The sequence below is a fragment of the Streptomyces sp. CBMA156 genome (genome assembly GCF_014596515.1).
Taxonomy (GTDB): Bacteria; Actinomycetota; Actinomycetes; order Streptomycetales; family Streptomycetaceae; genus Kitasatospora.
Map to the genome: position 1 here is coordinate 1 of NZ_MSJQ01000413.1, position 11,440 is coordinate 11,440.

11 protein-coding genes, 1 tRNA gene and 1 pseudogene are annotated in these 11,440 nt (G+C 76.1%); 8 read left to right on the plus strand and 5 right to left on the minus strand.

The annotated features are described in order from the left end of the window. Positions 1 to 190, plus strand: a pseudogene (locus BU198_RS36790) (hypothetical protein); the annotation flags it as partial. Between the two features lie 33 nt (positions 191 to 223). Here BU198_RS36790 and BU198_RS36795 read toward each other — a convergent pair. The 3 genes from BU198_RS36795 to BU198_RS43015 form a co-directional block, all read right to left on the minus strand. Continuing rightward, complete coding sequence (locus BU198_RS36795) at positions 224 to 682, minus strand: GNAT family N-acetyltransferase (RefSeq protein WP_188301155.1); 459 nt, start codon at positions 680 to 682, stop codon at positions 224 to 226. A gap of 208 nt (positions 683 to 890) precedes the next feature. Further along, entirely contained in the window at positions 891 to 1,796 is a 906-nt protein-coding gene (locus tag BU198_RS36800; protein WP_188301156.1) for a spermidine synthase, read from the minus strand. Between the two features lie 150 nt (positions 1,797 to 1,946). Further along, a complete protein-coding gene (locus BU198_RS43015; protein WP_223245441.1) occupies positions 1,947 to 2,462 on the minus strand; it encodes a hypothetical protein in 516 nt (171 codons plus the stop codon). A 261-nt stretch (positions 2,463 to 2,723) separates the two neighbouring features. Between BU198_RS43015 and BU198_RS36810 the strand changes: the two genes are divergently transcribed. Next, the gene (locus tag BU198_RS36810) at positions 2,724 to 4,346 is read left to right on the plus strand and encodes a tetratricopeptide repeat protein (RefSeq protein ID WP_188301157.1); all 1,623 of its coding nucleotides are present in this window, start codon (positions 2,724 to 2,726) and stop codon (positions 4,344 to 4,346) included. An 80-nt stretch (positions 4,347 to 4,426) separates the two neighbouring features. On the opposite strand, the gene BU198_RS36815 is transcribed toward BU198_RS36810, so the two are convergent. Beyond that, the gene (locus BU198_RS36815; RefSeq protein WP_188301158.1) at positions 4,427 to 5,083 is read right to left on the minus strand and encodes a histidine phosphatase family protein; all 657 of its coding nucleotides are present in this window, start codon (positions 5,081 to 5,083) and stop codon (positions 4,427 to 4,429) included. Between the two features lie 211 nt (positions 5,084 to 5,294). On the opposite strand from BU198_RS36815, the gene BU198_RS36820 reads away from it, so the two are divergent. The 3 genes from BU198_RS36820 to BU198_RS36830 are packed head-to-tail and all read left to right on the plus strand — an operon-like array spanning position 5,295 to position 9,528. After that, a complete protein-coding gene (locus BU198_RS36820) occupies positions 5,295 to 6,539 on the plus strand; it encodes a hypothetical protein (protein WP_188301159.1) in 1,245 nt (414 codons plus the stop codon). Further along, positions 6,536 to 8,167, plus strand: coding sequence for a hypothetical protein (locus tag BU198_RS36825; protein WP_188301160.1), 1,632 nt, complete (start codon positions 6,536 to 6,538; stop codon positions 8,165 to 8,167). The genes BU198_RS36820 and BU198_RS36825 overlap by 4 nt, the downstream gene beginning before the upstream one ends. An 8-nt stretch (positions 8,168 to 8,175) precedes the next feature. Next, positions 8,176 to 9,528: an AAA family ATPase gene (locus BU198_RS36830; protein WP_188301187.1), complete on the plus strand. Its 1,353-nt coding sequence runs from the start codon at positions 8,176 to 8,178 to the stop codon at positions 9,526 to 9,528. Positions 9,529 to 9,537: 9 nt separating this feature from the next. On the opposite strand, the gene BU198_RS36835 is transcribed toward BU198_RS36830, so the two are convergent. Continuing rightward, complete coding sequence (locus tag BU198_RS36835; RefSeq protein ID WP_188301161.1) at positions 9,538 to 9,864, minus strand: hypothetical protein; 327 nt, start codon at positions 9,862 to 9,864, stop codon at positions 9,538 to 9,540. A gap of 285 nt (positions 9,865 to 10,149) precedes the next feature. Here BU198_RS36835 and BU198_RS36840 point away from each other — a divergent pair, with 285 nt between their 5' ends. The 3 genes from BU198_RS36840 to BU198_RS36850 all read left to right on the plus strand — a co-directional run bounded on the left by BU198_RS36840 (position 10,150) and on the right by BU198_RS36850 (position 11,399). Then, the gene (locus BU198_RS36840; protein WP_188301162.1) at positions 10,150 to 10,503 is read left to right on the plus strand and encodes a hypothetical protein; all 354 of its coding nucleotides are present in this window, start codon (positions 10,150 to 10,152) and stop codon (positions 10,501 to 10,503) included. Between the two features lie 193 nt (positions 10,504 to 10,696). Then, complete coding sequence (locus BU198_RS36845) at positions 10,697 to 11,257, plus strand: bifunctional DNA primase/polymerase (RefSeq protein WP_223245445.1); 561 nt, start codon at positions 10,697 to 10,699, stop codon at positions 11,255 to 11,257. 68 nt (positions 11,258 to 11,325) lie between these two features. Then, a tRNA-Lys gene (locus BU198_RS36850) sits at positions 11,326 to 11,399 on the plus strand. The last annotated feature ends 41 nt before the right edge of the window (positions 11,400 to 11,440 follow it).

An 11,440-nucleotide genomic window follows, 5' to 3' on the forward strand; every position in this document is an offset into this window, starting at 1 on the left:
CCCCCCGCCCTCCCCCCTGCCGGGCGGCAGCGGGCCGCCGGGGACGGTGGCCATCGCGGACACCGCCACCGTGACCGCCCCGGGGCACGGCTCCGCGACCGCGACCGCCGTCCTCGCCCCCATCGCCGCCGGACTGCTGCTCACCGGGGCGGCCATGTGCAAGCACCGCGGACTGCCGCGCGGACACTGACCGGACCGGGTCACGCCGTCCCGACCGCCCCGGCTAGGACCTCGCCGGTTCCAGGACCAGCAGCGGGAGTTCGCGCCCCGGGATCGAACCGGACCGGACGCTGCCGATCCGGGTGGCGCCCATCGCCAGGTAGAACGGCTCGGCGTTCGGATCGGAGGCGATGGTGAACCGGCGCAGCCCGAGCGCCACTGCCCGGTCCCTGGCCCGCTCGAACAGCGCCCGGCCGATGCCCCTGCCCATCGACGTGGGCTCGACGAAGAGCATGTCCAGCGACCCGGTCGGCGGCGTGGCGGAGAGCGAGACGAACCCCAGCACCCGCCCGCCCTCCTTGGCCACCCCCGTGGCCGAGCGCTCGATCGCGTCGGCGTCCATGGTCAGTTCCTCCCGGCAGGCGGCCATGAACGCCTCGTCGTAACCCCAGTAGGCCTTGGCCCGCAGCGCGAGGTCGGTGAGCAGCGCGGCCTCCTCCGGCCGGGCCGGTCTGATCTCCATGGCGTCCCCCTCGGGTCGGCGGTCGGTCGGTGGCACCATCGTCGGGCGCGATCCGGTCGTCCGGCAACGGTTTCACGGCGGGCGGACGAGGCGGCCCAAGCGGTTCCGGGCCGCGAGGGCCGCGAAAACCGCGAGGCCCGCGAAGGCGGCTCACGACAACCGCGGCCGGCACCGTCAGCCGGGCAGCACCATCAGCCGGGCCTCCCGCTCAGCGGAACACCCCCGGCGGCGGTTCCGGGGACGGAGCCGCCGTGGCGTCCGTCGCCGGGGCGGCGCCCGCCGCGAAGTCGGTGAGCGCACGGCCGTGTTCGACCCGGGCGTGGGCGGAGTCGGAGGCGGCCCTGCGGGTGAGGTCGGCGACCGGGAGGGGGGCGTGGGCGGCGGCCAGGACGAGGTTGCCGAAGCGCTTGCCGCGCAGCACCGCGGGGTCGGCGATCAGGCACAGCTCGGGGAAGACCGCCCCGAGGGTGGCCACCTGGGAGCGGGCGAAGGGCAGGGCGCCGCCGTCGGCGATGTTCGCGGTGTACCAGCCGCCGGGGACGAGGGCGCGGGCGGCGAGGGTGGTGAACTCGACGGTGGTGCAGTGGGCCGGGGTGCGGGCCCCGGAGAAGACGTCGGTGATCACCAGGTCGACGCTGCCCTCGGGGGTACGCTCCAGCACGCTGCGGGCGTCCGCGCCGCGTACCTTGATCTGCCAGCCGCGGTCCAACGGCAGTTCGGTGCGCACCAGTTCGGTGAGCGCGGTGTCGATCTCGGCGACCTGCTGGCGGGAGCGCGGCCGGGTCGCGGCGACGTAGCGGGCCAGGGTGAGGGCGCCGCCGCCGAGGTGCAGGACGGTCAGCGGCCGGCCGGGCGGGGCCGCCAGGTCGATCAGGTGGCCGAGCCGGCGCTGGTACTCGAAGCCGAGGTGGGTGGGGTCGGCGAGGTCGACCAGGGACTGCGGGGCGCCGTCGATCAGCAGCGACCAGGCCGCGGGACGGTCGCGGTCGGGTCGCAGCTCGGCGACGCCGGAGCCGACGGGACGGCTGAGCGGGCCCTGGGCGTGGGTACGCCCGGCCTCGCCGGTGGTGGCCGCCGTTTCACTGCCGCGGGCGGCTCTGCTGCTTCGTCCCATGTCGGCCATTATCGCCGCCGCGCGGGGGACGGCCCCGACGGCCGGAGGGGCGGCGCCACGGGTCAGCGGGACGGCGCCACGGGTCGGCGGCGTGCCGCGGGGACCCGGCCGGTGGCTCACGGGCCCGGCCGGATCCGCGCGGCACGCCCGCTAGAACGGACCGAGGCCGCCTGCGGTGAGCGTGCAGGCGGCCTCGCAGAGGGCGGAGCGGAGCACCCAGGCGTCCGTGGCGCGCGCGGTGCGGCCGGCACCGGAGGGCGGGATCACCCAGCGCGGGTCGGTGGCGGTGGGCACCAGGGCGCCCGCCGTACAGGAGCTGCCGGGCAGGTGCCAGGTCTCCCAGGTGCCGGCCGGGACGAGGAAGGAGACGGTGCTGCCGTTGCGGCTCTGCAGGACGACTCCGCAGGCGCGGCGCAGTCTGAGGATGTCGACGGCCTCCAGCCCGTGCCGCAGGGCGACGGTCACGGTGTCGCAGGCGGTGACGCGGGTGCCCTCTTCGGGGGTGGTGCGCTCGCGCCGGTGGCCGCCCCAGCGGACGTGTCCGCCCTCGACCGGCCCCCGGCCGGAGGCCCGGTCGTCACCGGGCTCGGGGAGCAGGGCGGGAGACGCGCCGGCGAACACTCCCCCGGGGACGGGGCGGTGCTGCGGCAGTCCGGTGGCCATCATGAGCCCTCCTGTACCTCGTCGGGTCCGGAAGCACAGCCGCTGGGAGGGGCCGCCGGGCTGGGACGGGCCGGGGCGACGGCATGGGCTTTCCTCGTACCAGCACAACGGAGCGGGCGCGCCACAGGCCACGGGGCGCCTTACAGCAAGGCATGGCATTTCATGGCAGATATCCCGCAACATGGCCCACTTTGCCCCGACTTGACGTCAATTATCCCGCAAACCGACTGTGGCCGACCGGTGACTCCGAGTACTCTCGGCGCCATGGCAGCCACCCCACCGGCCGAGCCGAACCGACCGTCCCCCAACACCGCGATGCGCGCCCTGCGCGGCGACCGCTCACCCGGGGAGTTCGCCACGGCCGTCCGCAGGGCGGCCCGCGAGATCGGCGAGCACGTGTCCTGCGACGCCCGCTACGTCGGACGGGTCGAGTCCGGTGAGATCCGCTGCCCCAACTACGCCTACGAGCGGGTGTTCCGGCACATGTGGCCGGACCGCACGCTCACCGACCTCGGCTTCGCCCCCAGGACCTCCGTCCGCCGCCGCCCGGCGGACGGCGGCGGTGGGCGGCCCCAACCGCCCACGCTCCACCCGACGTTCCCGCCCCTGCCCGCCCCGCGCTCACCACTCTCCACTCAACTCCCGTACGCTGCCTCGCCGTACGCGGATCCAGCCGCTCCGGACGGGCCCCCGTGGCCGAGCCCAGGCACGGCGCCCCGGGGGCCCGATGGATCGCCCTATCTCGACGAGGAGAACGACGACGTGCGTCGCCGTACGTTCCTGGCCGGCGGCACCACCGCGCTGGCCACCGTGATCGGCATCGACCGACCGGCCGCGGCCGCTGGCCGGCCGGCCGGTACCGCCGGCGCCTCCGGTGTGCTCGCCGGCCAAGGCACCCTTCCCGGTGCGGAGTTCACCGCGCCGTCACTGCTCGGCACCGAGCCGGTGGTGCCCGGCCGGCCCGTCCCGGTGGGGCCGCTGCGCCGGGTGGGCGCCGCCGAGGTGCTCCGCGTCGAACAGGCCGTCCGGGAGATCCGGCTGGCCGACGACGCGCACGGCGCGGACGCCCTGTACGAGCTCGCCGGGCAGTCGCTGCGCAACGCGTACGTGCTGCTCAACGAGTGCGAGTACAGCACCGAGACGGAACGCCGGCTCCAGGCCGGTGCGGGCGAACTCGCCATCTCGGTGGGCTGGTTGGCGCATGACTCGAACCGGCTCGCGGACGCCCGCTCGTTCTACGCGGAGGCGCTCGCCACCGCCAGGATGGCCGGGGACTCCGCGATGGAGGCACACGTCTTCTGCAACAGCGCCTTCCTCGCCCGGGACGCCGGCCGCCCGCGCGAGGCGCTGCGCGCCGCCCAGGCCGGGCAGGTCGCCGCCGGGGGGCTGGGCTCCGGCCGGCTGATCGCCCTGCTGACCATGCGCGAGGCCGGTGCCTGGGCGCTGCTCCAGGACCGCGCCTCCTGCGAGCGCGCGATCGGCCGGGCCTACACCCTGTTCGACCGCGGCCCCTGCGAGCAGGACCCGGAGTGGATGTCCTTCTTCGGCGAGGCCGAGTTCGCCGGCCTCCAGTCGCAGTGCTGGTCCGCGCTCGGCGACTGGGACCGCGCCAGTGAGCAGGCCGGGCTGGCGATAACGCTCCAGAAGCCGCACTTCGTCCGCAACCGGGTGCTGTACACCGCCGAACTGGCCCACGACCGGCTCGGCCGGGGGGACCTCGCGGGCGCGGCGCACCACGGCTCGGCCGCCGTCGCCCTGTTCGGCGCCGTCCGCTCGGCCCGGATCCGGTCCATGCTCGCGGACACCGCCGGGCGGCTGCGCCCGCACGTCGCGGTGCCCGAGGTGCGCCGCTTCCTGACCGAGTACGACCGGGCGTCCGCCGCCTGAGCACGCTCCGGGAGACACCGGCGAGGCCCCGCGAACACCCCGGGGAGACCGTCCGACGAGCCGGGCCGACAGCCCGGGGATCAGTGCCCGGCGGTCAGCCCCTCCAGGTGGGACAGGTCGTTCCAGACCTCCACCGCGGGGGCGCCGTACTCCCAGGACAGCACGCAGAGCGCGGCCGTACCGAGCTTGAACCGCTGGGCGAACTCGGGCGGCAGGCCCAGCCAGCGGGCGGTCAGGATGCGCAGCAGGTGGCCGTGCGCGAAGAGGATCACGTCCCGGTCGGCGCAGTGCATCACGGTGGTGTCCGGCTCCGGGACGCCGTGCTCCTCGTTGAGGCCGGCGAGGAAGGCGTCCACCCGGGCGGCCACCTCGGAGAGCTTCTCGCCGCCGGGCACGCCGTCGCGCCAGATCAGCCAGCCGGGCTGGTCGGTGGCCCGGATGTCCGAGCCGGTGCGGCCCTCGTACCGGCCGTAGTCCCACTCCATCAGCTCCGGGCGCTCCACCGCGCGGTCGCCGGAGCCGGCCAGCTCGCAGGTCTCCCTGGCCCGGCCGAGCGGGCTGGTGTAGACGAGCGCGTCGGGCAGCCCGTTCCAGGGGGCCTTGGCGAGACGGGCGCCGAGGGCCCGGGCCATCGCGCGGCCCTCCTCGGTCAGCGGGATGTCGGTGCGGCCGGTGTGGCGGCCGGTGGCGGACCACTCGGTCTCGCCGTGGCGGACCAGCACGATTCGGGCGGGCATGGGGGCTCCTCGCGACAGGGCGGTCAACGGTCGGTCTCACCATTGAGCACCGGGCTCCATGATCCCCCACCCGGGTGCCTGCCACGATCGCGGGGCCGTGGACCCCGGGCGGCCCACGGCCGGCGCGGCGTCGGGTCAGGGCCGCCGGCGCGGCGTCCGGTGGCCGGTCCGCACCGCGCTGTCGGACCGGGATGCGACACTGGGCCGCACCATGAACGTCTCGACGAACGTCCCGCCCGGCGGGTCCGCTGAGCCGCTCGCCCAGCGGCTCGCGGAGCTGCGCGGACCGGCCCCGCAGCGCAGTCTGAACGCCCGCTCCCTCGCCGCGCTCGCCGCCAATCCCGGCTGCCGGCGCCGCGCCGTGCTCGACGCGGCCGGGGTGGACAAGTCCGCGCTGGCCGCCCGGCTCGGCCGCCCCGCCCCCTTCGGCCAGTCCCCGTTCGCCATCGCCCGCGGCGTGATCTTCGAGTCCCGGCTGAAGGCGGACGGCTACGCCCCTCTGCTGGAACCGCTCCGCCACCACCTGGGCGTCCCGGCGGACGGCCACGCCCCGCTCCTGGTCCCTGACCTGCTGCACCGCTCCGGCCCGGCCGTGCGGGCCGACCGGACCGTCGAGGCGCTGGCCCTGGCCGCCGCGGAGCCGGAGGCCTGGACGCTGCTGGACCACCCGATGCTGCGCCTGGAGGTGGCCGGCAGCACGGCCTACCTGGAACCGGACGCGCTGGTGGTGCACGGCGGGCGGTGCACCGTGGTCGAGATCAAGTCCTTCCCGGTGCTGGACGGCAGCGCCGACCCGGCGAAGGTCGGCGCCGCCGCCCGGCAGGCCGCGGTCTACGTGCTGGCGCTCCAGCAGGCCGCCGCCGCGGCGGCCGGGCAGCCGCTCGCCGAGGACCCGTACACCGAGCAGCGGCTGCCGGGCAGCCCGCGCACCAGCGTGCTGCTGGTCTGTCCGAAGGACTTCGGCAACCGGCCGACCGCGGTCGCCGTGGACGTCCGCCGCGAACTGGCCACCACCCGCCGCCAGCTGAGCCGGATGACCGGCATCGGCCCGCTGCTGGAGGCGCTGCCGCCGACCGCCGATTTCGACCTGGCCACCGACGAGGACGGCGCTCCGGCCAGGACCGCCGAACAGCTCACCGCCTCGGTCGAGACGGTGCCCGCCGCGTACAGCCCGGACTGCCTCTCCACCTGCGAACTCGGCTTCCACTGCCGCGCCCGGGCCCGCTGCGACGACCGGGTCGAACAGCTCGGCCGGGGCGTGCGCGGCGAGCTGGGCAGCATCCGTACGGTCGCCGGGGCGCTGGCCGCCGCCGGTACGAAGAGCGGCGACCTGGACGGCGCGGACGACGCCACCGAGCGGCTGGCCTACGCGGCCGCCCTGCGGGCCGAGGCCCTCGGGGCGGCGGCCCCGGGCGCCGGCCCGCTGACGGCGCGGGCCCCGGGAGCGGACGCATGAGCCTGCTCACCACCCTCGCCCGGCTGGAGTCCGTCCGCAGCGGCCGGGCCGAGCCGCTGGCCACCGTCCGGCACCGGCACCTGTCCGACCGGCCGATGGTGCTGATCCCGCTGACCGCCGCCGGCGAGTCCGGCGCGCCGCTCGCGGTGATGCTCGGCACCGACCGGGATTCGCCCCGGCTGCACCTGGTGCCGCAACCGCTCAACCGCACCCTGCGGTTCGACTTCCTGGCCGAGCTGGCCGCCGACCTGCTGCCCTACCTGGAGTCCTACGCCGAGGACGTCGAGCAGATCGAGGGCTCCGAGAAGGACCCGGAGACCGGCGAGAAGACCCAGGTGTTCCGCGAGCTGTGCGCGGACGCCCCGCAGCTGGTCGTGCCGAACGGCGCGGGTGTGCACCACCTCGCCCTGATCGGCCGCTCGACCCGCTTCCGCCGCACCGTCGAGGACGAGGAGCCCGGCCCCTACCCGGCGCCGGTCCGGGTGCCGCTGCTCGGCCGCTGGCTGACCCACCTCACCGACCGCGCCCAGGTGCCTGGCTCCTCCCTGCTGCTGCCGATGACCGGCCTGCTGGCCAGGCACTGGGCGACCGGCCAGAGCCACCTGGAGGACCAGCACCTGGCGGCCAGGCTGGCCTGGCACCGCCCGCCGGACGGCCTGTCCGGCGCGCAGGCGGCCGAGCTGGCCGAGTCCGCCCGGGACGACCGGGGGCAGTTGCTGCACCCGCCGGCCGGCCCGGCCACCGACCCCCGTTTCGACGAGTTCGTGCTCGCCCCGGCGATCGCCCGCTACGACTCCGCCGTGGGCGCCCTGCAGCACAGCACCGAGCAGGGCGACGAGGCCGCCGCCGGGCGCGCCAGGGTGGCGGTACGGGCCTCGGTCACCGCGCTGGAGGAGGCGCTGACGGCCGTCCTGCTGCCCACCTGGCAGGACGTCTGGCAGGGCCTGGACCTGCTGCGCGCGCTGCCGCCGGCCGGCCACCTGGCGGAGCGCTGGACCGGCGACCGCTGGTCCTACACCGGCCACCGGGACCGGCTGGCGGCCGGCGAGCCGCCGCAGCCCCGGCAGGACGACGCCGTCACCGCCGCCCGCAAGCTCGCCCAGCGCGAACGCGAGCAGACCCGCCTCGACGTCCAGGAGGCGCTGGACGACCCGCTGGCGATGGCCGAGCACCGGCTGGCCGGCGAGGCGTTCAGCGGCGTGGTGACGGAGGTGGTGCCGGACTGGGACACCACCGGCCGCTCCCCCAAGCCGCGCCCGCTGGTCACCCTGCGGACCGTCGACCGCCCGCACGCGGACCTCGGCCGGGAGGTGCACCGGGTCTGGGGGTCCCCCCGGCCGGAGGCCGGAGGAGACCCTGCCGCGCAGAAGGCCGAGATCGTCGCGGTGGACACCGCCGAGGGCACCCTCACCCTGCGGGTGCTCTCCGGCATGGGCCGCAGGAAGGAGCCGGAGCCCGGCAGCCTGCCCGAGCCCGGCGAGACGGTCACCTTCACCCTGTTCGAGCTGACGGTGCGGCAGTCCGCGCCGCTGCCGGAGCCCGACGACACCCCCTGGACCCACGGCGGCCCGCCCGGCGCCGCGCCCGTGCCCGCGCCCGCCCCGACCGTCTCCGAGGAGTGGGAGTGAACCGTCCGATGACCCCCGAGCAGGCCCCGGGCGCGGCCGCCGACGCCGCGGTGGCCCGGATCCTCGCGGCCACCGTCCGTCCGCCGGTCGGCGCCCCGCGCGGTGTGGTGGTGGACTCCCCGCCCGGCGCCGGGAAGTCCACGCTCGTGGTGCGGGCCGCGCGCGAGCTGGTCGAGGCCGGCGAGCGGCTGATGATCGTCGCCCAGACCAACGGCCAGGTGGACGACCTGGTCGGCCGACTGGCCGAGAAGGCACCGGAGTTGACGATCGGCCGGCTGCACGCCGCGGATTCGAGGCCGGGCCCCGAGGTGCTGAAGCACGCCAACGTCACGCCCTCCGACAAGGTCGCCGACCTGGTCGAGCACGACGTGGTGGTCTCCACCTCGGCCAAGTGGCAGTGGGTGCGGACCGAGGCCCCGTGGCGGCACGCGATCGTCGACGAGGCGTACCAGATGCGCTCGGACGCCCTGCTCGCGGTGGCCCGGCTGTTCGAGCGGGCGCTGTTCGTCGGCGACCCCGGCCAGCTGGACCCGTTCACCGTGGTCGGCACCGAGCAGTGGGCCGGTCTGTCGTACGACCCGTCCGGCAGCGCGGTGGTCACCATGCTGGCGCACAACCCGGAGATCGAGCCGCACCGGCTGCCGGTCTCCTGGCGGCTGCCGGCCAGCGCCGCGCCGCTGATCTCCCGGGCCTTCTACCCGTACACGCCGTTCCGCTCGGGCACCGGCCCCGGGGACCGCCGGCTGACCGCCACCGTGCGCCCCGACGGCTCGGCCCTCGACGCGGTGATCGACCGGGCCGCCGAGCACGGCTGGGCCCTGCTGGAACTGCCCGCCCGGCACACCGTGCGGACCGACCCGCAGGCCGTGGCGGCGGTCGCGGCCACCGTCCGCCGACTGCTGGAGCGCGGGCTGACCGCGAGCTCCGAGCAGGGCGAGGCGCCGCTCACCGCGGACCGGATCGCCGTCGGCACCGCCCACCGGGACCAGGCGGCGGCGGTGCGCGCGGCACTGCTCAAGGAGGGCGTGCCGGTGGACGGCACGGCGGGTCCGGCCGTCACGGTGGACACCGCCAACCGGCTCCAGGGCCGCGAGTACGACGTCACCGTGGTGCTGCACCCGCTGTCGGGACGCCCCGACGCGACCGCCTTCCACCTGGAGACCGGCCGGCTCTGCGTGCTCGCCTCCCGGCACCGGCACGCCTGCATCGTGGTGGCCAGGGCCGGGATCGCCGGGCTGCTGGACGAGCACCCCTCGACCGAGCCGGTGCAGCTGGGCGTCCCGGTGACGTTTCCGGACGGCTGGGAGGCCAACCACCAGGTGCTGCACCACCTGAGCGGCCACCGGGTCCACCTGCGGTAGCGGCCGGGGTCAGTCCTCGGTCTCGCAGACCGCGAAGGCCGCCACGGAACCTCGCTCCGCCTCCGCGCTCCACCCGCGCGCGTCGTCGGTGGGGCCGTTGGCGCGCACCGGGCCGTCCGCGTCCGGCTGGAGCCGGTAGCCGCCGCCGGTCAGATGGGTGCCGGGCGGGCAGGTCGCCGTCGAGACGCCGCCGGGGCCGCTCGGCTCCCCGGCCACCACCAGCGCCGTCTCGGCGGCCACCGCGGCCGGGGCGACGGAGGTGGCGGCCGCGAGCAGGGCGCCCAGCACGGACAGGACGGACAGGGCGAGGGCCGTGAGGCCCCTTCTCACACGCATGGGGGGTTCTCCCGTTTCGCTGGGTGACCGCGTCCGGCGGAGCCGCCCACGGACGGGAGCGATCCACCGGCCGGAGCGGCCGGTACACCGGGACAACCGGTTCGCACGCGCCCCGGAAGCGCGGCGCCCGAGGCGCACGCCCGGCGCACATCCGGGAATAGCGCCCGCGTGCGCACCGTTCCGCTACCGGCCACCGCCGCGAGAGAATGGACGGCGGCCACGACCGGGCGGCGCAGCCCGGAGCAGGTTCCGCCCACCCCACCCGAAACCCGGAGGTGTCCGTCCATGCCCGACTCCCCAGAGTCGTCCGAGCCCCCCAGGCGCCTGCGTCCGGTGCAGCTGCTGTTCGAACCGCAGTCCGCCGAACCCGAGCCGGAACGATTCTTCGACCTGGAGTCGATCGAGGACCCGGCGGAGCTGCTGCGCCGCTCCACGGAACTGGCCCTGGCCTTCCGGACCGCCGCCGAACGGGCGACGGACTTCCAGGCGGTCGCCGCCGCGCAACTGGCCGACCCACGCCGCTTCGACGCGCTCTCGGACGCCGAGGTCGCGCAGCGGGCGGACTGGACCCCGGACTACGCCGCCAAAATGATCGAGTACGGCCGCACCCTGCTCCAGCCGCGCAGGCACGAGGACTGATCCCCCGCGCGCGCCGTCGCCGGACCGGGCCTCTGGCATATGCACGGCGGGGAAGGGTACGCCGTTCCCCGCAGCCCTGTCCGGCGAACCGCGCTTTCCGTCCCGCCCCGTGCGCGGGCCGCACAGGCTGCTCTCCGTGGAGATCTGGACACAGCAGTCGATGACACGACAACCGGTGACGCGGCAGCCGGTGATGTACCCGTCGGTGATGTCCCCGTCGGTGGAACACGTCAGCGCGGCCGGGGAGGCCTGGCTCGCCTCCGCCAGCGAGTACCCGCGCAGCATGCGCGCCCTGTGGGAGAGCCGCCCCTGGGCGCCCTCGGTGCTGCCCTGCGGGCGTGCCTTCGACGTGATCAGCATGCCGGCGCTGTTCGGCCGCCGGGTGCTGGACGAGCTGTGGGTCTCAGGCCCCGGCTGCGGACCGGCCGCGAGCCACCGGGGGCGGATCCTGCTGTTCGTCCAGCCGGGTGCGGCGCCCCGGCTGCGCCGGCTGCTGGCCTGGGAGGAGTGGGCCAGGGACGTGCCGCCGCTGCTGTGCCACGGCAGGGGCGACGCGGTGACCGTGCCGCCCCTGCAACGGATGGTGAACAGCCCGGACTCCCCCGGGCGGGGCGCCGGCCGGTGGATCGTCGCGCCGGAGCAACGGGAGCCCCGGCTGCCCGGCGCCGCGGTGGTGCTGTGGGCCTGTGTCCGGGCGGCGCGCGAGCCGGGTGCGGCGGCTGTCGCCGGGCCTGCCGTCGTGACCGGCGGGTGAACGCGGGGCGACCGGTATTCGATTTTGGCCCGGCCGCGGGGCGCTGCTAGAGTCTTCTCTGTCAGCAGGCGCCGCTAGCTCAGTTGGTTAGAGCAGCTGACTCTTAATCAGCGGGTCCGGGGTTCGAGTCCCTGGCGGCGCACAGACAGCCGGAAGGCCCTTCGCGAGAGCGGGGGGCCTTCC

Bases quoted from the DNA above. Each gene is read 5' to 3' on its own strand.
- BU198_RS36830 (WP_188301187.1), top strand. From the start codon at position 8,176: ATGACCCCCGAGCAGGCCCCGGGCGCGGCCGCCGACGCCGCGGTGGCC.
- BU198_RS36840 (WP_188301162.1), top strand. From the start codon at position 10,150: ATGCCCGACTCCCCAGAGTCGTCCGAGCCCCCCAGGCGCCTGCGTCCG.
- BU198_RS43015 (WP_223245441.1), bottom strand. From the start codon at position 2,462: ATGATGGCCACCGGACTGCCGCAGCACCGCCCCGTCCCCGGGGGAGTG.
- BU198_RS36815 (WP_188301158.1), bottom strand. From the start codon at position 5,083: ATGCCCGCCCGAATCGTGCTGGTCCGCCACGGCGAGACCGAGTGGTCC.
- BU198_RS36835 (WP_188301161.1), bottom strand. From the start codon at position 9,864: ATGCGTGTGAGAAGGGGCCTCACGGCCCTCGCCCTGTCCGTCCTGTCC.
- BU198_RS36845 (WP_223245445.1), top strand. From the start codon at position 10,697: ATGTACCCGTCGGTGATGTCCCCGTCGGTGGAACACGTCAGCGCGGCC.
- BU198_RS36795 (WP_188301155.1), bottom strand. From the start codon at position 682: ATGGAGATCAGACCGGCCCGGCCGGAGGAGGCCGCGCTGCTCACCGAC.
- BU198_RS36800 (WP_188301156.1), bottom strand. From the start codon at position 1,796: ATGGGACGAAGCAGCAGAGCCGCCCGCGGCAGTGAAACGGCGGCCACC.
- BU198_RS36820 (WP_188301159.1), top strand. From the start codon at position 5,295: ATGAACGTCTCGACGAACGTCCCGCCCGGCGGGTCCGCTGAGCCGCTC.
- BU198_RS36825 (WP_188301160.1), top strand. From the start codon at position 6,536: ATGAGCCTGCTCACCACCCTCGCCCGGCTGGAGTCCGTCCGCAGCGGC.
- BU198_RS36810 (WP_188301157.1), top strand. From the start codon at position 2,724: ATGGCAGCCACCCCACCGGCCGAGCCGAACCGACCGTCCCCCAACACC.